Origin of the sequence: Kribbella italica, from assembly GCF_014205135.1 — a bacterium.
Lineage (GTDB): Bacteria > Actinomycetota > Actinomycetes > Propionibacteriales > Kribbellaceae > Kribbella > Kribbella italica.
In genome coordinates this window covers 6,570,671-6,590,653 of record NZ_JACHMY010000001.1, presented here as the reverse complement: position 1 = coordinate 6,590,653, position 19,983 = coordinate 6,570,671, and the positions used below count along the sequence as shown (strand labels likewise).

Here is a 19,983-nt window from a genome sequence, read left to right as displayed (position 1 = left end):
GAAATCGGTTGCCGTTGGTTTCCGTGGCGGAGACTGGGCCGGTGAACGAGAACGAACTGCCGAGCGCGGACGGCGCCTCGACGCCGGGCTTGGCGACGCCGGGCTTGACCACGCCGGACGTCGCTTCGGCGACGCCAGGCGTCGCCTCGTCGATGCGGGCCGTCGTCCTGCCCGGGCCGGTCGCGGCCGCGGACCTTCGCGTCTCGCTGGTGCCGGTCCCGGAGCCACCGGCCGGGTGGGTCCGGATCAAGGTCGAGGCGTTCGGGCTGAACCGCTCGGAGTACCACCTGCGCGCGGGCCTGGCCACCGGCGCCGTCTTCCCGATCATCCCCGGCATCGAGGCGACCGGCCGGGTCGACCTCGCGCCCGGCGGGGAGTTCGCGGTCGGGCAGCAGGTCGTCGCGATGATGGGCGGCATGGGCCGCACGTACGACGGCGGCTACGCCGAGTACACCGTCGTCCCCGCGTCGTCCGTCATCCCGGTCGAGACGACGCTGGACTGGGCCACCCTCGGCGCACTCCCCGAGATGCTGCAGACCGCCCACGGCTCGCTGTACACCGGCCTCGACATCCAGCCCGGCCAGTCGCTCCTGATCCGCGGCGGCACGTCGTCCGTCGGCGCGGCGGCCGCCGTACTGGCGAAGGAACGCGGCCTGACGGTCTTCTCCACCACGCGCAACCCCGATCGCCTGGAAACCCTGCGTTCGCTGGGCGTCGACCACCCGCTGGTTGACGACGGCAACATCTCCGGCCAGGTCCGCGCCGTACTCCGCTCCGGTGTCGACGCGGCCCTCGAGCTCGTCGGCACCAACACCCTCCCCGACACGCTGCGTGCAACCCGAGTCCACGGCACCGTCTGCTTCACCGGCATGCTCAGCGACACCTGGACGATCCCCGACTTCTACCCGATCGGCTACCTCCCCAACGGCGTCCGCCTCACCGCGTACGGCGGCGAGTCCTCCGACCTCCCACCCGAGGCCTTCCAGCACTACGTCGACCTGGTCGCCGCCGGCCGCCTCCCGATCCGCATCGACCGGGTCTTCCCCCTCGACGAGATCGCCGCGGCCCACCACCTGATGGAGACCGGCGGCGCCATCGGCAAGCTGGTCGTCCGGATCGACTGACCCGTGAGCGAGCCCGAGGATCCCGACGACCTGGTCGAGCAGCAGTTCCTGTCCGCAGCTCGCGAGCTGGGCGCGGCGGAGATGACCGCGATGCTCGCCGAAGCCGGTGTCCTGCTGGAGCGGGTGTTTGACACCAGTTCGCCGTACGGCGAACGTCGGCTCACACCGCTGGCCGGGTACGTGTACGACCGGATCCACGAGGTGAACGGCCTGACGCTCGTCGAGGTCTCGCAGGTCCTCGACGGCCTGGGGCTGGACGGCCCGCGGCTCGTGGTGGACAGGTATCGGAGCGACTACCGCGGACTCGGGGTGACCTGGCCGGACGAGGACGTTGCGCCGTTTGTGCTGCAGACGTTGCCGCTCTGGCTGGAGGTGGTCCGAGCGGGAGTGGATCGCGAGTTCGACCCGCAGGCGCCGTACCGCGCGCTGGCGACGCTGCCGGAGCTGCCCGATCCTGTGGTCGACGCGCTGTTCGAGGCCGCGCTCGGGCGCCGGAAGTCCGTACGACGGTTCGCGCAGGACGCGTTGGGCGGTGGGCACGAGGCCCGGATTGTAGTTGCCCTGAGCAACAGACGAGCCGAGGCCCGAGCGGAAGCAGAACGCTGGCTGGAACGGCTGGGCCACGGCGTACCGGTGGAGCCGACCGTCGACCGCGTCGGTCCACCGGAAACTCCAACGCCCAAAGGCCTGGAGTGGTTGCGTTTCGAAGACCTTCCGTCGATGCATTGGAGCGACACCGGTGAGGTGATTCCGGCAACACTTCTGAAATGGCTCGTCTGCCAAGCGGTGAACAACAAAACACCGGAACCCAACGCACTGATCCGGTCGTACGCCGGACTGATCACCGAACAGGAGGACTTCGGCTACTTTCTCCTGGAACGATGGATCGCCCGCGGGGCCACGATCGGCCTGAAAGGCCTGCTTGCCGTCGTCGCGGTATGCGGCGGAGAACGCTCGGTCGCACTGGCCGAAGAACACCTGACCGAGTGGTACGGCGTCCGCGCCGCCCAGAGCAAGGCCCTGATCGGCATGCTCGCCTGGACCGACCACCCAGCAGCGACCCAACTGGTCCTGTCAGTCCCCACACGCTTCCGCACCAAGACCCTGCAGGAGGAAGCCACACGGCAGGCCGCGGCCCTTGCCATACGCAAGGGATGGACCACCGACGAGCTATTCGACCGTTCCGTTCCGACGGAGCCCGACAAGAAGACGCTCGAGCTGCAGACCGCCCGCCTGTACGAGGCGATGTGCGCAGGCCGCACGTGGACCTTCCAGGACTGGCAGCAGCACCTCAACCAGCACCCGGTGATGGGCAAGCTCGCCCGGCGGCTTGTCTGGATGACCGCCCAGCCGTTCCGCCCACTCGACGACGGCCGACTGGTCGACGTCGACGACGATCTGGTCGAGCCCCCGGCGGACGCACGGGTCTCGATCGCGCACGCCGCCGTGGTCGACGAGGAGACGCGCCTGCGCTGGCAGCACTACCTGGCCGACTACGGGATCGCCACCCTGTTCCCGCAGTTCAGCAAGGCGGACCGTCGACCGGCGGACGGCTACCGGCTGACGGAGTTCGAAGGCATCCAGTTGCCGGCTTTCACCCTCCGCTCAACCGTCCGCAGGCTCGGATACCTCCGCGGACAGACCCTCGACGGACCGTCCTTCGACGAGTACGCGAAGCCGTTCCCGTCGATCGGCCTGACCGCCGTCATCAGCTTCAGCGGCAACGAGCTGCCCGAGGAGAACCGCACCGTCGTCCTGGGGGCGCTGAGCTTCCGGCAGGCAGTGCCGGACGGGGGACCCGTCCGGCTGGGCGACGTGCCGCCCGTGCTGCTGGCGGAGGCCTGCCGCGACCTTCGTGTGGTTGCTGGGTCAGGCCGTCGCCTCCTGGAGTGAGCCGACTCGGCCGGCTGGGCGGGTCAGGCCGTAGTGGTCTCGGAGGGTGGTGCCGGTGTACTCCGTGCGGAAGAGGCCTCGTTGCTGGAGGATCGGGACTACCTGGTCGGTGAAGGTGACCAGGCCTGACGGGAGGACCGGGGGCATGATGTTGAAGCCGTCGGCGGCGTCGGCCTCGAACCAGGACTGGATGGCGTCGGCGACCTGGTCGGGGGTGCCGGTGAAGGTGCGGTGGCCGCGGCCTCCGCCGAGGCGGCCGATGAGTTGGCGGACGGTCAGGTTCTCGCGGCGGGCGAGGGTGACGATGAGGGTGTAGCGGGACTTGGCGCCCTGGATCTCGTCCTCGTCGGGGAGGTCGGCGGGGAGGGGCTGGTCGAAGGGGAGGTCCTCGGGCTCAACCCGCAGGGTGCGCGCCAGCTGCTGGCGGGCGTACTCCGGCTTGATCAGCTCGTCCAGCTCGCGTTCCAGCGCGGCGGCCTCGGACTCGGTGGAGCCGATGACGGGAACGATGCCGGGGAGGATCTTGAGCGTGTCGGGGTCGCGGCCGAGGGCGGCGGCGCGGGACTTGAGGTCGGCGTAGAAGGCCTGGGCGTCCTCGAGGGTCTGCTGGGCGGTGAAGACGGCTTCGGCGTACCGGGCGGCGAGGCCCTTGCCGTCCTCCGACGAGCCGGCCTGGACGATCAGGGGGTATCCCTGCGGGGAGCGCGGCAGGTTGAGCGGGCCGCGGACCTGGAAGTGCCGGCCGACGTGCTCGATCGGCTGCACCTTGTCGTTGTCGCCCCAGACGCCGGACTCCTTGTCGGCCAGCGTCGCGTCGTCCTGCCAGGAGTCCCAGAGCTTGAAGGCCACCTCGAGGAACTCCGCCGCGCGGTCGTAGCGTTCCGCGTGGGCGGGCTGGTCGGCCAGGTTGAAGTTCTTCGCGGCGTCCGGGCCGGCCGTGGTGACGACGTTCCAGCCGGCGCGGCCCGCGCTGACGTGGTCGACGCTCGCGAAGCGGCGGGCCAGGTTGTACGGATCGTTGTACGTCGTACTGGCGGTCGCGATCAGCCCGATCCGCGAGGTCGCGGCGGCGATCGCGGTGAGCAGCACGGTCGGCTCCAGCGACCCCGCCGGGCGCCGGCCGACGTCGCTGAACAGCACCGGCGAGTCGGCGAAGAAGATCGAGTCGAACTTGCCGCGCTCGGCGGTCCGCGCCAGTTCGCGGTAGTGCTCGATGTCGGTGTTCGCGACCGGGTTGCTCTCCGGCAGCCGCCACGACGCCTCGTGGTGCCCGGTACTCATCAAGAACGCGTTCAGGTGCAACTGCCTGCTCACAGCGAGACCCCCAGGGCATCGAGAAGTCGGGTACGGACGGCGGCGAACGACGGATCGGCGGAGTTGCGCGGCGGGTCCAGCTCGATCCGCTCCTCCGCGACCAGCCGGCCCTCGTCCAGCACGATCACCCGGTCGGCGAGCACGATCGCCTCGTCGACGTCGTGGGTGACCAGCAGTACGGCGGGCTGGTGCGCCTCGCAGAGCTTCCGCAGCAGGACGTGCATCTTGATCCGGGTCAGCGCGTCCAGCGCGCCGAACGGCTCGTCCGCGAGCAGCAGCGCGGGCTCCCGGACCAGCGAGCGGGCCAGCGCGACCCGCTGCTGCTCGCCGCCGGACAGCTCGTTCGGCCAGGCCTTCTCGCGACCGGCCAGTCCGACTTCCTCCAGACTCTTCCGGCCCCGATCGTCGGCGTCACCGGACCGCAGTCCCAGGACGACGTTGTCGAGAACACGGGCCCACGGCAACAACCGCGAGTCCTGGAAGACCACCGACACGTTCTCCGGGACGGCCAGCTCGCCGGTCCCGGTCACGTCGTGGTCCAGCCCGGCCAGCGCCCGCAGGAGCGTGCTCTTGCCCGACCCGGACTTCCCCAGCAGGGCAACGAACTCGCCGGGTGCGATGTTCAGGTCGAGGTCGGACAGGACCGCGCGGTCGCCGTACGAACGGATCAGCCCGCGGACCTCGACGGCCTTGCTCGCTACTAGTCCGCCAGTGTGCGTCGCCATGACAGTGCCTTCCTCTGGATCAGCCGGACGGCTCCGTCGGAGAGCAGCCCGAGTACGCCGTACAGGACCAGGCCGACGATGATGATGTCGGTCTGCCCGTAGGTGCGGGCCAGCTCCATCATGTAGCCGATCCCGCTGGTGGAGTTGATCTGCTCGACCACCACGAGCGACAGCCAGGCGCCGGTGACGGCGAACCGCAGACCGAGCAGGAAGCCCGGCAGCGCGCCCGGCAGAACCACCTTGCGGATGAAGGTCCAGCGGGACAGGCCGACGGTCTGCGCCAGTTCGACGTACCGGCTGTCGATCGTGCGCAGGCCGTTGTGGGTGTGGATGTAGATCGGGACGAAGACGCCGAGCGTGATCGTGGTGACCTTCATCGTCTCGCCGATGCCGAGCCAGAGGATCAGCAGCGGCAGCAGGGCCAGCGACGGGATCGCGCGCTTGATCTGGATCGGCCCGTCGAGCACGGCCTCGCCGATCCGGCTCAGACCGGACAGCAGCGCCAGGACCGTGCCGAGGAGGATGCCCAGGCCGAGACCGAGGAACGCCCGCTGGGTCGACGTGAGCAGGTTGGACTGCAACCGGCCGTCGGCGATCAGCTCGCCGGTGGTGGTGACGACGGTCCACGGAGCGGAGAGGATCCGCGGATCGAGCCAGCCGGCCGCCGATCCGATGCTCCAGATCACCAGCAGCAGCACCGGTCCGATCAGCGCACCGAAGCGAATCGGCTTGCCGGGGCCGAGCCGGCGGCGGACCGGCCTGGTCGTGGCGACCTGCTTGCGTTCAGCCCGTACGCCGCTGAGTGTCGCGGCCGAGCCGCTCACTTGGCCGCCGCCTTGATCGCGTCGGTGGCCACGGTCTGGAACCGCAGGTCGAACAGGTCCTCGGCCTTGATCGGGTCGTTCTTCGTCTCCTTGGCGAGCAGGTCGATGGTCTCCTGCTGCCGCTTGATCCCCTCGCTCCAGTCGGCGCTGATGTCGGGGTGCCCGGCGTTGTCGACGAGCCACTGACCGTCGGCCGCGGTGAGGCCCTGGTCCTTGACGTAGTAGCCCTCGATCCACTCCTTCGGGTGCGTGTCGATCCACACCTGCGCGACCGCCCAGGCGGCGACGTACGCACGGATCGCGGCGGCCTTGCCGCTGTCCTCCAGCGAGGAGGTCTGCGTGTACAGGTGCCCGGCGTCGTCCCGGATGCCGTGCTGGATCGTGGTCCCGCCGTCCTTGCCGTACTTGGTCAGGTAGCGCTTGATCGCCACCCCGCCGATCGGCGCGACCTCGACCTGCTTGGCGGCCAGCGCGGTCGGGTAGACGTCCCCGGTGCTCGGCAGCTCGACCAGCTTGACGTCCTCCTTGGTCAGCCCGGCCTTCTGCAGCACCTTCAGGATGAGCGCGCCCTGGGCCTGGCCCGGGCTGTACGCGATCTTCTTGCCCCGCAGGTCCTCCAGCGTCTTCACCTGTACGCCGGGCGCGATGCCCAGCTGGTAGACCGGGTGGTTGAGTGCGTCCTGGCGGTACTTGGCGGCGACGTTCTTGACCTTGAGACCGGTCCAGGTGGCGTGGATCGACGGGATCTCGGCGACCGAGCCGAGGTCGAGCGCCTTGGCGCGGAAGGCTTCGGTGGTCTGCGGACCGCCGCTCAGGTTGGCGAACTGAACGAACTTCGACACCTTGTCGATCTGTCCGGACAGCTCCAGCGCCTTCTGGGTGGCGGGATCGCCGACGACGATCTTGACGCCGTCCGGCACGGTGGTCGGCAGGGCCGCGTCGAGCGCGAGCTTCGGGCCGCCGCCCCCGGCCTCGGCGTCACCACCGCAGCCGGCCAGCAGCGAGATCGCGGCGGCGGCTCCGGCCAGTACGGCGAGTTTGTTCTTCAGCATGGCGATTCCTCTTCAGGGGCAGGGGGTTCAGGCGGTGGTGACGTACTGGCCGTCGTGGTAGAGCAGCGGGTCGTGCTCGCGCCGCTCGGCGTGGACGGCGAGCCGGGCCACGACGATGTGGTTGCCGCCGACGGCGAAGCGGTGCTCGACGAGCGCGCGCAGGTAGCTCGGGGCCTCGTCCAGGACGGGTTCGCCGGTGCGCAGCCGCGACCAGCGGGTCGGCTCGGCGAAGCGGTCGATCCCGCTGGTCGCGAACCGGCCGGCCAGGTCGTGCTGCCCGGCGTCCAGGAAGTTGATCACCAGGCTCTGGGTGGCCTGGATCGTCGGCCAACTGGACGCCGTGGTGGCGATCGAGAACGAGACCAGCGGCGGCAGCGAGCTGACCGAGACCAGTGAGGTGGCGGTGAAGCCGGCCGGGCCGTGGCCCGCGTCCGCGGTGATCACGACGACGCCGGCGGCGTGGCGGCGGAAGACGGAGCGGAACAGGTCGGCGTCGACGGTCCGCTCGTCCAGGTGGTCGGGCACGACGGTGAGCCCGGGACGGTGGTTCTGGGCAGGGTTGATCGCGTGGACGGACATGACACTCCCTCGGGGCAGGGGTGAACCCGGCGGCGGACCTCTTGCGTCGTTACCGCGACCGGTGTGGGTGGTGGTGCGTGGGCCTCGACGGGCCTCTTCGGCGGCGGCCCTGGTGGGCCGGTACGGCGGCTGTCAGCGACAGGTCGCGCTGGCCGTGCGCATCTGGTCGATGACGCGGCGGCGGGTCAGCAGACGGGTGGTCAGCACCGGCAGCGCGAAGGGGAAGTCGTCCCCTCGGCCGCTCGGGTGGTGCTGTCCGGTCGTCGTCATGTCAATTACTGTCTCATCTAAGTCGACTGGAAAACTAGACAATCTCGCCATCCGGGACAGGCGTCCAGGAACAGATTGTGGAGGGAGCGGTGGCTGGGGTCGGCGGCGATGCGGCCGGGAAGGTCGTGGGGGCTGAGGCCGCGGCGGCCGGAAAGAGGAAGAGAGAGGCGAAGGGGGTGTGGGGTTCGGGGGGTGTGGGGTTCGGGGGGTGTGGGGTCGGGGGGTGTGGGGTCGGGGGGTGTGGGGTCGGGGGGTGTGGGGTCGGGGGGTGTGGGGTCGGGGGGTGTGGGGTTCGGGGGGTGTGGGGTCGGGGGGTGTGGGGTCGGGGGGTGTGGGGTCCGGGGAGTGTGGGTCGGGGGGGTGGGGGGTGGGAGGTGGGGGCTGGGGCGGGCTCACATCTTCTGGGGGTGGTGCGTTCTACTGGCGTGATGGTTTCTACTCAGGCTGGTCTGCCGCCGTTTCAGGTGTTGGTGGATGAGCACTGGCGGGACGTGAGTCGGCTGGCTCGGGCGTTGGCGGGGCCGGTGGACGGGGACGATGTTGCGCAGCGGGCTTGGGAGAAGGCGTTCGCGGCGTACCCGAAGCTGACGTCGGCCAAGAACTTGCGGAGTTGGTTGCTGACGATCACGGCTCGGTGTGCGACCGACGTGCATCGGGCGCGCAGGCCGCAGCGGCCGCTGGACGAGGCGCCGCCGGATGCGGTGGACGGGCCCGACGCGGCGGACTGGCCTGATCCCGAGCTCTGGAAGGCGGTGAGCGCGTTGCCCGAGCGGCAGCGGTACGCCGTCACGTTGAAGTACGTCGGCGACCTCGACCACCACGGTGTGGCCGCCGCCCTCGACACCACCCCGGCCGCGTCGCGTCGCCTGGTCAGCGACGCGCTGGCCACCTTGCGCACCACCCTCGGAGTTGATGATGACTGACCTCGAACGACGCCTGAGCCGGCTCGACGAACCGAAGCTCGACCGATCGGCCGCCCGCCCGCCGGTCCTCCCGGCCGCAGACGTGTCCTACACGCTGCACGACACCCCGATCGGCACGCTCCTGCTGGCGACCGCCGCGGGCAAGGTCGTCGCCAGTTCCTTCGGCGACGAGGAGACGCTGACGCACCGGCTCGCGAAAGCGATCTCGCCGCGGGTCCTGCGCCAGCCCGCGCCACTGGACGACGTACGCCGGCAGCTGGACGAATTCCTCGCCGGGCGGCGCCGGACTTTCGATCTCGAGGTCGACCTGACCCTCGCGACGGAATTCCAGCGCCTCGTGCTGACGGACCTGCCACGCTTCACGGCCTACGGCAGCACCACGACGTACGGCGAACTCGCGGGCGACATCGACCGCCCCAAGGCGGCCCGGGCGGTCGGGACCGCGCTCGGCGCGAACCCCTTGTGCGTGGTGCTTCCCTGCCACCGGGTGATCGGGGCGAGCGGCGCGCTGACCGGCTACGCCGGCGGATTGGACGCCAAACGCTTTCTTTTGAATCTTGAATCGAAAAGCTGAGTTTTCCACTCACCGCGGCTAAACATTTACACTCGATGCAGTAAAGGAGCAGGCCCCCATTGTGGAGTGGGGACCTGCTTCTTTACTTTCCTGACGCGTCAGTTGTTCGGCTGGCGAATCTCGAGGATCAGCCGGCGCCGGCCGCCCCACTCGCGCTTGTAGACCGTGTAGTCCTTGATCCCCGCCGCCGCGCAGAGCCGGCCGTAGCTGGCCTCGTCGTGGATGAAGTGGATGCTGCTGGTGCCGTAGTGCTCGGTGGTGACGATCCGGTGCTCCGGCCCCTGCCGCAGGCCGTTCGCGATCTCCGACGCCGTCGCCGGTCCCCACACCGGCCCCTCGATGACGGCCAGGCCGCCCGGCTTGAGCACCCGGGAGATCTCCCAGATCGTCGACAGCTGCTCGTCCTCGCCGAACAGTTCGTGGAACGCCGTCCACAGGCAGATCACCGCGTCGAACGAGTCCGACTTGTACGGCAGGTCGGTCATCGACCCGATCGCCCAGTCGACCTTGAGCTCCTGCTCGGCGGCCTGGGCCTGACCGGCTTCGAGCAGGTTCGGCGAAATGTCGAGGGCGCGGACCACCTTGCCGGCCTTGCTCAGCGGCAGGGCGATCCGGCCGTAGCCGCAACACAGATCGAGCACCGACTCGCGGCCGTCGAGCAGTTCCTCGACGGCCTTCACGACGGCTGCGTCCCGCTCGGGCGTCGTACGCGCGGCCAGGGCCTCGGCGCCGATTTCGGCGTACTCGGCCCGGCTGCGCAGTGCGGAGTTCAGCATTGCGCAAGTATCCCGAAGACTTGTGTCACTGTCTCCTTTTGCGTCCGATCGAGCCGAAAGCGACCGCGGCGACCATCGAGACAACGATCGACGTGTACGTCGCGCCGAGCCAGCCCGGCACCGGGTCGCCGCCGAACACCGTGGCCTGGACGTCCAGCCAGAACGACGACCAGCCGCTGACCGTACCGGGGTTCACCAACTGGTACGCGACGAAACCGAAGACCCACGCGACCGCGGGCTGCCAGCGGAACGGCGCGGTGTCGCCGACGTTCCAGTTCATCCGGCTGACCACGAAGAAGTCCGCGATCGCGACCGCGAACAGCGGGATGAACACCGAACCGATCAGGTAGAGGAACTGCGTGTAGTTGCCCAGATCAACGAACAGCGCGAGACCGGTCGCCAGTACGCCGATGCCGACCGACAGCCAGCGCCGGTCCAGGTGGCCGACCAGGTTGTGCGCGGCCATCGTGGTCGAGTAGACGTTCGCGTAGGCCTCGTCCACCTCGTCGACCAGCAGCACGAACAGCGCGATCGCACCGGCCGGCAGGGTGACGAGCGCGGTGATCACGTCGGTGCTGTTGGTCTGCAGGGTCGCGACGGCCAGGACGCCGAGCGCGTAGTACAGGATCGCGGCCAGGCCGTAGCCGAGCGACGAACCGGCGAACGCGGCCTTGTTCGTGCGCGAGTGCCGGGTGTAGTCGGCGGCCAGCGGCGCGAACGAGACGACACCCGCCGCGGCCAGGTCGACGCCGGGCCAGAAGCCGAAAACGCTGTCCTGCGGGAGATCGTGGACCGGCTTGCTGAGCACCTGGACGAACAGGTAGATCGATGCCAGCAGCACCAACCAGACCATGAACTTGCGCAGCAGCTTCACGCTGCCCAGCGGCCGGACCGCCATCGCGGTCGCGATCACGCCGGCCAGGATCACGAACAGCCAGCGCCAGCGCTCACTCGTCACCGCGACCGCGGCCTGCGAGATCACGATGATCTCCATCGTCGCCCAGCCGATGTTCTGGGCGATGTTGAGCACGGTCGGCGCCATCGACCCGCGACGGCCGAACAGCCCACGCAGGCTGGCCATCGCGGGAGCACCGGTGTGCGAACCGAACACGGCCGCGCCACCGAGCACCAGCGCGCCGATGCCGCAGCCGACGACGACGGCCAGCAGGCCCTGCCACAGCGAGCCGGTGTACGCCGCGACGAGTGCGCCGGTGACCGGGCCGAACAGCGAGATGCCGAGATTTCCCCAGAGCGTGAACTGGTCGAAGAAGCCGAGAGTTCTCGGGGCGTCGGTGGTCAGGACGAGCGGTGCTTCGGTCGTCGTCCTGGGTTTGCGGACAGCAGTCGTGGTCATAGTGACCTGCTCCCTACGCCGGCATTACCCGGTCAGGTTCAGGCGGTCGGCGACCCGGCTGCTGCTTGTCGCCCTCTCAGCCCGCAATTCGGTGCGAGCTCCCGCGGAGGTATGTCGTTATCGCGTCAACTTTAACGCGTCATCCAGCTTTGTATACACCGGCTGCTCGGTGGATGAACGTGGCCAGGTCCCGGCCGTTGGTCAGGACCGGCATGTGCGAGCCGGTCGGCAGCGTCCAGGCCTCGCCGTCGGCCAGGTCGGCGAGCCGCTGGGCCCATGACGCCGGGCAGAGGTGGTCGTGCGGAGAGCGCAGCACAACAGTCGGTACGCCGACCTTCGGCATCGCCGCGGCCAGGTCGTAGTGGCGGGCGACCTGCTCGGCCTGGGCCATCCCGCGGAAGGTGGTCCGGAAGTACTGCTTGGCGAGGGTCGGGATCAGGTCCGGGCGCTCCCAGACGGCCGAGCGGACCCATCGGCCGGCGAGGGTGGGCCAGCCGGAAGCACGGACGTCACCGGTCGGGCCGACCAGGACAAGCGCGGAGACCAGGTCCGGGTAGGCGAGGGCTGTCGCGACGACGGTGTGGCAGCTGGCCGAGTGCCCAACCACGACCGTGCCGGGCTGCAGCTGCTTGGCCAGGCGATCGGCGAGGGCATCGACCTGGAGGTCGTCGTGGTCGATCGGTTCGCCGTACCCGGGGAGGGTGACGATGGTGGACGGGATCTCCAGGTGCCGCTGCGTCGGGGCGTACGACGCCGGCCCGAGCCCCAGTCCGGGAACGAGGACGACGGGCGCGGTCACTCCCACGGCGGCCGGTCCGGGGCCGCCTGGACGACCGGGTTGGACACCTCCGGCTTCAGCTCGCGGTATCCGAGCGCGAAGCCCAGAGCGAGCACGAGCAGGCCGAAGCCACCCCACCCGTACGCCGTCGGCAGGCGGTGCAACGAGTCGTCGATCGCGCCCAGGCCGGTGCTGAGGACCAGGCCGAGCCAGATCAGGATCGGGATCAGCGACAGCGCCACCAGGCCGAGGCCGCCGAGCTCGAACGGGTCCAGCTCGCGGCGCGCCTTCCGGCGTACCTGGAGATCGCGCAGCCACATCGCCAGGGCGGCGGCGCCGACGATGAGGACCAGCAGCTGGCCGATGGTGTCCAGGACGTCGGTGCGCAGCGGGTGGTTGAGCGGAGAGCCGGGTGCCTGGGAGATCTCGCGCAGGGAGACCCGCTGGACCGACACGACGAGCAGGCCGTAGACAGCAGCGATCACCGCGGCCAGCAGGACCACGCGGGCGGCTCTGGGGTCGCGGCGAGGCTCAGGCCCGTACGACGGGAGCTGGTGCGACTGCGGCGCGGAAGCCGCGCCGTACGGATGGCCGGGCCGGTAGGCGGGCGGCTGGTGGTGGTCCTGGGTGTCACCCGGCTGGCCGTACCCGTACGCCGGTGGCTGCTCGGCGGGGGGCTGCGGGTAGTTGTCGTGCCCGTACGGGACCGGCTTGGCGTAGTACTCGCTGCGGTCCGGCTCGTCCGGGTCGTCGCCACGGCCGTACGTGGGGAACTGGGGTGACGACATCAGGGCTCCCTCGGCTCGGTCTTCTCGTCAGACTCTCATGCCGGAGGGTGTTGTTCTAGGTTGCTTTGGTCGTCGGCCAGGCGTTCGGGAGACAGCCGCCGAGGCCCTTGGTCTGCTGCATCATGACCGGGGCCGGCGTGTTCGGCTGGTCGCAGTCGGAGTGGCCGTGGCCGAGCGCGTGGCCGACCTCGTGGTTGACCAGGTAGTTGCGGTAGAGGTCGACGTCGCCGTTGTAGGCGGGCACGGCGTACACCCAGCGCTTGGCGTTCAGCACGACGCGGTCCTCGACCCGGCAGGAGACCTCGCCGCCGGTCTCCAGCGGGAGGCAGAGCTTGTCGGTCAGCGTCGGCGTGGCCAGGATGATCCGCAGGTCGGAGTCGAGGCTGTCGGTCCGCTCGAAGCTGACCGGCTGCAGCGCCTGCCAGCCGCGCGGGTCGGTCAGCGTCTTGTGCACCGCCGTGGCGACCGCGGCCGCGTTCAGCGAGAGACCCTGCTCGATCTCGATCCGGTAGGTGAGCTTGCCGACGTTCCGAGTGGCCTTGGCCGAGCCCGGTACGACGCTGAGCTTGCCGCTCGAGACCGTCACGTTCGGCTTGGAGCCCTTCGGCGGCCGGGTCAGCGTCGGCGCCGGACGCTGCGGCTTGGTCAGCGTCGGCACCGCGGACGGCAGGTGCGTCGGTACGACGACCGGCAGCACCGGCGGCTGGGCGACCGCGTTCTGCTCCGCGAACGACGCCGCGAGACTCTGCCGCCCGGCGTCCGGGTGCACGACCATCACGGTCCCGAGCACCGCCAGCGCGGTCACCGAGAACCACTGCGCCTTGTACGACTTCTTCCGGCTGTGCCGCCCGCTGCTCTTGCGACGCCGCGCGGATCTGGACGCACGCGTGCCCGCGCGCTGGCCAGTCCGCCGGGTGGTCATGGAGCTTCACCCTAGCGACTCCCCGGTAATTCCCGAAAGGCCACCTCATGTCAGCTTCAGGTCAAGACTCCTGCCCTAGGCCGTGCGGGTCCTCAGGAACTTGCCGAAGTGGGGGACGGTGAAGGCGACGGTGCCGCGTTCGGCGGAGAAGACGAGGCCCTTCTTGATCAGGCCGTCGCGGGCCGGGGACAACGACTGGGGTTTGCGTTTGAGGGTGCCGGCCACCTCGGCGGTGGGGACCGAGCCGTCCGCGACGCCGACGCCGAGCTCGGCCATCGCGCGCATGTACTCGCGCTCGGCGGGAGTGGCGCGCTCGTAGCGGGAGCCGAAGAAGCCGACGGTCAGCTCGGCCGAGGCCTCGGGGCCGGCGACGGCGACGTCCTTGACGGTGATCGGGCTGGTGGGAGCGTGGTCCCAGGTGGCGTGCGCGAAGGCCTGGACGAAGTACGGGTAGCCGTCGGTCTGCGCGTACAGCTCGTCGAGGGCCTCCTCCTCGAAGTACACGTCCTCGGTCTCGGCCGGGATCATCAGCGCCCGGTCGCAAGCCTCACGGGCCAGCCGGTCGACCCGGATGTAGCGGAACAGCCGCTCCGAGTACGACTTGCTCGCCGACAGTACGGCGGGCAGGTGCGGCAGCCCGGCGCCGACCACGACCAGCGGCGCGCTCTGCTGGGAGACCTCGTGGCACGCGGCGCACAGCGCGGACAGGTCGTCGGCGGAGATGTCCTGCATCTCGTCGATGAACAGCCCGACCCCGACCGACAGGTCGCCGGCCAGGTCGGCGGCGTCCGCGAACAGCTCGATCAGGTCCATCTCGAGGTCGCCCGAGTCGGCCCGGCCCTTGGCGGCGGCCACGTCGACCGGCGGGTGCCACTTGATGCCCTTGCGGTCGTTCTGCGCGGTCCGCAGCGCGAAGGCCTTCAGGACGGCGCTGAACTGGTCGACCCGCTCGTCGTCGCGGTGCCGGTGGCCCAGCTCGCGCATCGCGGTGTGCATCGCCTGCGCGATCGGCAGCCGGATGCTCTGGTCCGGCCGGGCCTCGATCTTGCCGGTGCCCCAGGCCCGTTTGATGGCCTGGCTGCGCAGGGTGTTCAGCAGCACGGTCTTGCCGACGCCGCGGAGCCCGCTGAGCACCAGGCTCCGCTCCGGCCGGCCCGCCGCGACCCGTTCGAGCACCACTTCGAACTGCCGGACCTCGGTGTCGCGTCCGGCCAGCTCGGGCGGGCGCTGGCCGGCGCCGGGCGCATAGGGATTCCGGATCGGATCCATGCATTTCACTGTATGAGCGTGTCTAGGGTTTTCCTTAGATTTCGCTAGCGAGTCGCAGCGTCTCCTTTCTAGGGAAAACACTAGATTCTGCTAGACGCGCTTAGTGAGGCCTAGCGGACTATGGTCTGCGCATGAAGGGGGACTGGGCCGTGCAGGCGGCAGCGCAGTACGAACGCATGCACCAGCAGTACGTCGGCGGTGCCCGCAAGCTGGAGTCGCTGATCGACGAGCTGATCGGCGACGAGGAAGGCATCAACTACCTCAGCGCGACCGCCCGGGCCAAGGATCCGGAGTCGTTCCTGGCGAAGGCGTCCAAACCGCGGGCCGACGATCCCGACCGGCCGAAGTACGACGACCCGCTGGACCAGATCACCGATCTGGTCGCCGCCCGGATCATCACCTTCCTGGTCGAGGCCGTGGACCGGGTCTGCGAGGTGATCGAGGCCGAGTTCGAGATCGTCGAGCACACCGACATGGGCGCGCACACCCGCGCGCAGGGCGTCTTCGGGTACGCCAGCAAGCACTACCTGGTCCGGCTGAACGCGACCCGCCGCGAGCTGCCCGAGTACGCCGTCCTGCGCAACCTCGTGATGGAGATCCAGGTCCGGACCGCGGTCCAGCACGCGTGGGCCGAGTTCGAGCACGACATCCGGTACAAGCTGGACATCCCGCCGGACCGCAAGCCGGAGTTCGACCGGCGGTTCCTGCTCGCGGCGGCACTGATGGAGCTGGCCGACAACGAGTTCACCGAGATCGACCGGCTGTACCGCGAGCTGGCCGCGGCGGGGGACGACGAGACGCCGCGCGACCTGACCGCGGCGACGCTCACGACGTACCTGACCCGGCGGTACCCGGATGCGCCGCACGCCAAGACCAACCACTACGCGTGGATCCTGGGCATCCTGGCCGATCTCGGCGTGACGACCGAGGAGCAGCTGACCGAGTTGCTGCAGGGCATCGACAGCGCGGCGGTGCAGGCGGCGATGACACACCGCTTCCCGGCCGGCACGGTCCGGCGGCTCGACGACGACCTGCTCGCGGCGAAGGGTTCGGCGTACGTCGAGCTGTTCCCGGAGGAGGAGCGCCGGCAGAAGATCCTCCGCGGGCGGTTGAAGGCACTGGCCCGCGCAGGGATCAGCTGACGTCAGCGGGCCTGAAGGGGCCGGGTGATCCACCTGGCGAAAAGAGTTCGCGGGGGTGCGGCAGCACGCCTAGGCTTGGTCTATTCGCCTGCTCAGGTGCCCAAACCCCCTCCTACGCCTCTTGTGAGACGTCATGTCGTTGCGCCTTGTTCCGTTCGCCGACCCGGGTGTGCCCGACACCCGGTCCGGCCTCCGACTCATCCTCTGGCTCGAGCACCAGCAGCTGCGTGGGCAGTTGGCCGCGCTCGGCTGGGGGCTGCTCTTCTTCGGCGGGATCGCCGCCTCGCCGGTCGCGGTCGGGCTGGCCGTCCAGGCCGTGATCGACAAGTCCTGGTCGAAGCTGGCGCTGGCCGTGCTCCTGCTGCTCGCCTTCGGTGCGGCCAAAGCCGCGGCCGACTCCTTCTTCCACCGCGCGGTGGTGACGAACTGGATCAGTACGGCGTCCCGCCTGCAGCAGCTGCTGATGCGCAAGGCCGCGGAGCTCGGGTCGTTGCTGACCCGCCGGATCGCGGCCGGCGAGGTGGTCGCGGTGAGCAGCGGCGACGTCGAGAAGATCGGCTGGTTCGTCGAGGTGCTGGGCCGGTTCGCCGCCGCCCTGCTGACCTGCTTCGCGGTGGTGATCGGGCTGCTCTTCTACGAGCCGCAGCTCGGCCTGGTGGTCGCGATCGCCGTACCGGTCCTGGCGTTCTCGATCGTGCCGCTGATGGGTCCGGCCGAGCGTCGCGCCGACGCGCAGCGGGCCAAGGGCGGCCGGGCGACCGAGCTGGCCGCGGACACCGTCGCCGGTCTGCGCGTGCTGCGCGGCATCGGCGGGGAGCAGCTGTTCCTGGACCGCTACCGCTCGGCCTCGCAGGAGTACCGGCAGAGCGCGGTGCACAGCGCCCGGATGTGGTCGCTGATCGCGGCGCTGCAGGTGCTGCTGTTCGGGGTGTTCCTGGTCGTCGTCGTGTGGTTCGGCATCCGGCTCGTGGTGGCCGGCCGGATCTCGGTCGGCGAGCTGGTCACGACGTACGGGTTCATCACGTTCATGCTGGTGCCGCTGCACACCTTCGAGGAGACGGCCAGCGCGTTCATCTTCTCCAAGGTCTCCGCGCGCCGCGCGGCCCGTGTGCTCTCGCTGCAGCGGATGGACGACACCCGCGGCACCGGTGTGGCCCAGGTGCCCGAGGGTGACCTGTTCGACCCGGCCTCCGGGCTGGAGGTGCCGGCCGGGAGCTTCACCGCGGTCGTCTGCGGGAACCCGGACGCCGGTGGCCGGCTGGCCGACCACCTGGGCGGTCACAGTCCCGAGGCCGAGCCGGACGACGTCTCGGCGCTGCTGGACGGTGTCGCGCTCGACGACCTGCCGCTGGAGTCCGCCCGTACGGCGGTGCTGGTGCAGGACAAGGACCCGGTGCTGCTGTCCGGGACCGTGCGCGACCTGTTCGACGTACCGTCGAGCGGAGCCGTCACGGCCGAGCAGGCGCTGGAGGCGTCGCAGTGCGCCGACATTCTCGAGGTCCTGCGGCAGTCGCTGCCGGCGGGCGGCACCACCGACCCGATGCAGGCGATCCTGACCGAGCGCGGGCGGTCGCTGTCCGGCGGTCAGCGCCAGCGGATCGCACTGGCCCGCTCGCTGTACGTCGACCCGGCCGTGCTCGTGCTGGACGAGCCGACCAGCGCGGTCGACGCGCACACGGAGGCCCGGATCGCCGACGGCCTGCGGGCCCTGCGGGCCGGTCGCACCACCGTGGTGTTCACGTCGAGCCCGCTGATGCTGGACCGCGCCGATCGGGTCGTGTTCGTGCCGGACGGCCGGGTGGCCGCCGTCGGCGCCCACCACGAACTGGTCCACACCGACCGCGCCTACCGCGCGGTCGTCACCCGTGAAGACGAGCCTCTCGAGGAGATGGCGTGAAGCGCCCCGAGTACGACCCGGCCGCCCCGCAGGAGGCGGCCCGCCTCCCGGTGGCCGGTCCTGCGACGGTCAAGGCCTACCTGAAGATCCTGTTCCGCCGGCACCGCAAGGCGTTCGGCTGGCTGACCGCGGTCAACGCGATCGCGGCGCTGAGCGGCATGGTCGGGCCCTGGCTGCTCGGCAACGTCGTGGAGCAGCTGTCCGTCGGCGACACGGACGTCGACCTTCCGTACGTCGTTCTGGGCTTCGTGGTCGCGCTGCTGGTGCAGACCGTGTTCGTCCGGATCACCCGGCTGCGCGGCGCCGTCCTGGGTGAGGAGATGCTCGCGGACCTGCGCGAGGACTTCCTGGTCCGGTCGGTGGCACTGCCGCCGGGCGTGCTGGAGCGGGCTGGGACCGGTGACCTGCTGTCCCGGATCACCACGGACGTCGACCGGTTGTCGCACGCGATGCGCGACGCCGTACCGCAGCTGACGATCGCCGTGGTCTGGGCGGGCCTGCTGATCGGTGCGCTCGTGGTGACCGCGCCGGAGCTGGCGGTCGCGCTGGTGATCGCCGCGCCGGTGCTGATCGTCGGCGGCCGCTGGTACTTCCGCCGCGCGCCTTCGGCGTACCGGTCGGAGGCCGCCGGGTACGCCGCGGTCGCGTCGGCCCTGGCCGAGACCGTGGACGCCGGCCGCACGGTGGAGTCGCACCGGCTCGGCCGCCGCCGGATCGAGCTCGGTGACACCCGGATCGGGCAGTGGGTCGGCTGGGAGCGGTACACGCTGTTCCTGCGGATGATCCTGTTCCCGGTGATCAACATGACCCACGCGATCGCGCTGGCCGCGGTCCTGATGGTCGGCGGCGCGCTGTCCATCCAGGGCTGGATCACGGTCGGTGCGCTGACCACGGGCGCGCTCTACATCCAGATGCTCGTCGAGCCGGTCAACATGATGATCCGCTGGTACGACGAGCTGCAGGTCGCCCAGGTCTCGCTGGCCCGGCTGGTCGGCGTCCGCGAGATCGAGGCGGCCGCGGCCAGTGAGCAGGACGAGCCGGACGGCCGGACCGTGCTGGCCGACGAGGTCCGCTTCGGCTACCTGGAGGGCCGCGACGTGCTGCACGGCGTCACGCTCACCGTGCAGCCGGGTGCGCGGGTCGCGCTGGTCGGGCCGTCCGGTGCGGGCAAGTCGACACTGGGCCGGCTGCTGGCCGGCATCTACTCGCCACGGGTCGGCGACATCACCCTGGGCGGTGCCGCGCTGGGCGAGATGTCGGCCGAGCAGGTGCGCAGCCACGTCGCCCTGGTCAACCAGGAGCACCACGTCTTCGTCGGCAGCATGCGGGACAACCTGCTGCTGGCCCGGACGGGTGCGACCGACGCGGAGCTCTGGGAAGCACTCCGCTCGGTCGACGCGCACGCCTGGGTCGCCGGGTTCGAGCACGGCCTCGACACCGAGGTGGGCTCAGGCGGTACGACGCTGACGCCTGCGCAGGCGCAGCAGGTCGCCCTGGCCCGGCTGGTCCTGGCTGACCCGCACACGCTGGTGCTGGACGAGGCGACGTCGCTGATGGACCCGCGGGCGGCCCGCCACCTGGAGCGCTCGCTGGCCGGCGTACTGGAGGGCCGGACCGTGGTGGCCATCGCGCACCGGCTGCACACCGCGCACGACGCGGACGTGATCGCGGTGGTCGAGGACGGCAAGATCGTCGAGCTCGGCGGCCACGACGACCTGGTCGACGCCGGCGGTCCGTACGCCGCGCTCTGGCACTCCTGGCACGGCGACAGGTGACGCG

At 70.3% G+C, this 19,983-nt stretch carries 19 protein-coding genes and 1 riboswitch; of the genes, 7 read left to right on the top strand and 12 right to left on the bottom strand.

From position 1 onward, the window contains the following. Positions 1-41: 41 nt before the first annotated feature. Positions 42-1,124, top strand: a complete 1,083-nt coding sequence (locus HDA39_RS30730) for a zinc-binding dehydrogenase (RefSeq protein ID WP_202893167.1) — start codon at positions 42-44, stop codon at positions 1,122-1,124. Positions 1,125-1,127: 3 nt separating this feature from the next. Next, positions 1,128-3,017 carry a DUF4132 domain-containing protein gene (locus tag HDA39_RS43890; RefSeq protein ID WP_184801120.1) on the top strand — a complete coding sequence of 630 codons (1,890 nt, stop codon included), beginning with the start codon at positions 1,128-1,130 and terminating at the stop codon, positions 3,015-3,017. Here HDA39_RS43890 and HDA39_RS30720 read toward each other — a convergent pair. The 6 genes from HDA39_RS30720 to HDA39_RS30695 all read right to left on the bottom strand — a co-directional run bounded on the left by HDA39_RS30720 (position 2,994) and on the right by HDA39_RS30695 (position 7,781). Beyond that, positions 2,994-4,331 carry an LLM class flavin-dependent oxidoreductase gene (locus tag HDA39_RS30720; protein ID WP_337925959.1) on the bottom strand — a complete coding sequence of 446 codons (1,338 nt, stop codon included), beginning with the start codon at positions 4,329-4,331 and terminating at the stop codon, positions 2,994-2,996. The two genes, HDA39_RS43890 and HDA39_RS30720, sit on opposite strands and share 24 nt — an antisense overlap. Further along, on the bottom strand, positions 4,328-5,056 hold the full coding sequence (locus HDA39_RS30715) for an ABC transporter ATP-binding protein (RefSeq protein ID WP_184801118.1): 729 nt from the start codon (positions 5,054-5,056) through the stop codon (positions 4,328-4,330). Before HDA39_RS30715 ends, HDA39_RS30720 begins: the two co-directional genes overlap by 4 nt. Further along, the gene (locus HDA39_RS30710) at positions 5,032-5,880 is read right to left on the bottom strand and encodes an ABC transporter permease subunit (protein ID WP_184801116.1); all 849 of its coding nucleotides are present in this window, start codon (positions 5,878-5,880) and stop codon (positions 5,032-5,034) included. Before HDA39_RS30710 ends, HDA39_RS30715 begins: the two co-directional genes overlap by 25 nt. Beyond that, positions 5,877-6,932 carry an ABC transporter substrate-binding protein gene (locus HDA39_RS30705; RefSeq protein WP_184801114.1) on the bottom strand — a complete coding sequence of 352 codons (1,056 nt, stop codon included), beginning with the start codon at positions 6,930-6,932 and terminating at the stop codon, positions 5,877-5,879. Before HDA39_RS30705 ends, HDA39_RS30710 begins: the two co-directional genes overlap by 4 nt. A gap of 27 nt (positions 6,933-6,959) precedes the next feature. Beyond that, positions 6,960-7,511: a flavin reductase family protein gene (locus HDA39_RS30700; protein WP_184801112.1), complete on the bottom strand. Its 552-nt coding sequence runs from the start codon at positions 7,509-7,511 to the stop codon at positions 6,960-6,962. 132 nt (positions 7,512-7,643) lie between these two features. Beyond that, entirely contained in the window at positions 7,644-7,781 is a 138-nt protein-coding gene (locus HDA39_RS30695; protein WP_184801111.1) for a hypothetical protein, read from the bottom strand. Positions 7,782-8,209: 428 nt separating this feature from the next. Here HDA39_RS30695 and HDA39_RS30690 point away from each other — a divergent pair, with 428 nt between their 5' ends. Both HDA39_RS30690 and HDA39_RS30685 read left to right on the top strand, forming a co-directional pair. Next, a complete protein-coding gene (locus HDA39_RS30690; RefSeq protein WP_184801109.1) occupies positions 8,210-8,704 on the top strand; it encodes an RNA polymerase sigma factor in 495 nt (164 codons plus the stop codon). Further along, positions 8,697-9,278: a methylated-DNA--[protein]-cysteine S-methyltransferase gene (locus HDA39_RS30685; protein ID WP_184801107.1), complete on the top strand. Its 582-nt coding sequence runs from the start codon at positions 8,697-8,699 to the stop codon at positions 9,276-9,278. Before HDA39_RS30690 ends, HDA39_RS30685 begins: the two co-directional genes overlap by 8 nt. Before the next feature lie 98 nt (positions 9,279-9,376). On the opposite strand, the gene HDA39_RS30680 is transcribed toward HDA39_RS30685, so the two are convergent. From HDA39_RS30680 to HDA39_RS30655, 6 genes are all read right to left on the bottom strand, one after another. Further along, a complete protein-coding gene (locus tag HDA39_RS30680; protein WP_184801105.1) occupies positions 9,377-10,054 on the bottom strand; it encodes a class I SAM-dependent methyltransferase in 678 nt (225 codons plus the stop codon). A 25-nt stretch (positions 10,055-10,079) separates the two neighbouring features. Beyond that, a complete protein-coding gene (locus HDA39_RS30675) occupies positions 10,080-11,408 on the bottom strand; it encodes a purine-cytosine permease family protein (protein WP_184801103.1) in 1,329 nt (442 codons plus the stop codon). Next, a riboswitch (TPP riboswitch) is annotated at positions 11,402-11,523 on the bottom strand. It overlaps the preceding gene by 7 nt. A gap of 24 nt (positions 11,524-11,547) precedes the next feature. Continuing rightward, positions 11,548-12,213 (bottom strand): alpha/beta hydrolase, encoded by a 666-nt coding sequence (locus tag HDA39_RS30670; RefSeq protein WP_184801101.1) that lies wholly within the window; start codon positions 12,211-12,213, stop codon positions 11,548-11,550. Next, entirely contained in the window at positions 12,204-12,974 is a 771-nt protein-coding gene (locus HDA39_RS30665; protein ID WP_184801099.1) for an MntP/YtaF family protein, read from the bottom strand. Before HDA39_RS30665 ends, HDA39_RS30670 begins: the two co-directional genes overlap by 10 nt. 55 nt (positions 12,975-13,029) lie before the next feature. Further along, a complete protein-coding gene (locus HDA39_RS30660) occupies positions 13,030-13,896 on the bottom strand; it encodes a DUF3152 domain-containing protein (protein ID WP_184801097.1) in 867 nt (288 codons plus the stop codon). 75 nt (positions 13,897-13,971) lie between these two features. Then, entirely contained in the window at positions 13,972-15,165 is a 1,194-nt protein-coding gene (locus HDA39_RS30655; RefSeq protein ID WP_184801095.1) for an ATP-binding protein, read from the bottom strand. 131 nt (positions 15,166-15,296) lie between these two features. Between HDA39_RS30655 and HDA39_RS30650 the strand changes: the two genes are divergently transcribed. The 3 genes from HDA39_RS30650 (at position 15,297) to HDA39_RS30640 (ending at position 19,979) form a co-directional block, all read left to right on the top strand. Continuing rightward, on the top strand, positions 15,297-16,307 hold the full coding sequence (locus HDA39_RS30650; protein ID WP_184801093.1) for a GTP pyrophosphokinase: 1,011 nt from the start codon (positions 15,297-15,299) through the stop codon (positions 16,305-16,307). Between the two features lie 133 nt (positions 16,308-16,440). Continuing rightward, positions 16,441-18,204, top strand: a complete 1,764-nt coding sequence (locus tag HDA39_RS30645; protein ID WP_184801091.1) for an ABC transporter transmembrane domain-containing protein — start codon at positions 16,441-16,443, stop codon at positions 18,202-18,204. Next, the gene (locus HDA39_RS30640) at positions 18,201-19,979 is read left to right on the top strand and encodes an ABC transporter transmembrane domain-containing protein (RefSeq protein WP_184801090.1); all 1,779 of its coding nucleotides are present in this window, start codon (positions 18,201-18,203) and stop codon (positions 19,977-19,979) included. Before HDA39_RS30645 ends, HDA39_RS30640 begins: the two co-directional genes overlap by 4 nt. Positions 19,980-19,983: the final 4 nt, after the last annotated feature.

What these genes read in the sequence shown, in the direction of transcription:
- HDA39_RS30690 (WP_184801109.1), top strand. Translation starts at nt 8,210, where the DNA reads ATGGTTTCTACTCAGGCTGGTCTGCCGCCGTTTCAGGTGTTGGTGGAT.
- HDA39_RS30685 (WP_184801107.1), top strand. Translation starts at nt 8,697, where the DNA reads ATGACTGACCTCGAACGACGCCTGAGCCGGCTCGACGAACCGAAGCTC.
- HDA39_RS30665 (WP_184801099.1), bottom strand. Translation starts at nt 12,974, where the DNA reads ATGTCGTCACCCCAGTTCCCCACGTACGGCCGTGGCGACGACCCGGAC.
- HDA39_RS30655 (WP_184801095.1), bottom strand. Translation starts at nt 15,165, where the DNA reads ATGGATCCGATCCGGAATCCCTATGCGCCCGGCGCCGGCCAGCGCCCG.
- HDA39_RS30675 (WP_184801103.1), bottom strand. Translation starts at nt 11,408, where the DNA reads ATGACCACGACTGCTGTCCGCAAACCCAGGACGACGACCGAAGCACCG.
- HDA39_RS30700 (WP_184801112.1), bottom strand. Translation starts at nt 7,511, where the DNA reads ATGTCCGTCCACGCGATCAACCCTGCCCAGAACCACCGTCCCGGGCTC.
- HDA39_RS30705 (WP_184801114.1), bottom strand. Translation starts at nt 6,932, where the DNA reads ATGCTGAAGAACAAACTCGCCGTACTGGCCGGAGCCGCCGCCGCGATC.
- HDA39_RS30650 (WP_184801093.1), top strand. Translation starts at nt 15,297, where the DNA reads ATGAAGGGGGACTGGGCCGTGCAGGCGGCAGCGCAGTACGAACGCATG.
- HDA39_RS30645 (WP_184801091.1), top strand. Translation starts at nt 16,441, where the DNA reads ATGTCGTTGCGCCTTGTTCCGTTCGCCGACCCGGGTGTGCCCGACACC.
- HDA39_RS30660 (WP_184801097.1), bottom strand. Translation starts at nt 13,896, where the DNA reads ATGACCACCCGGCGGACTGGCCAGCGCGCGGGCACGCGTGCGTCCAGA.
- HDA39_RS30715 (WP_184801118.1), bottom strand. Translation starts at nt 5,056, where the DNA reads ATGGCGACGCACACTGGCGGACTAGTAGCGAGCAAGGCCGTCGAGGTC.
- HDA39_RS30695 (WP_184801111.1), bottom strand. Translation starts at nt 7,781, where the DNA reads ATGACGACGACCGGACAGCACCACCCGAGCGGCCGAGGGGACGACTTC.
- HDA39_RS30680 (WP_184801105.1), bottom strand. Translation starts at nt 10,054, where the DNA reads ATGCTGAACTCCGCACTGCGCAGCCGGGCCGAGTACGCCGAAATCGGC.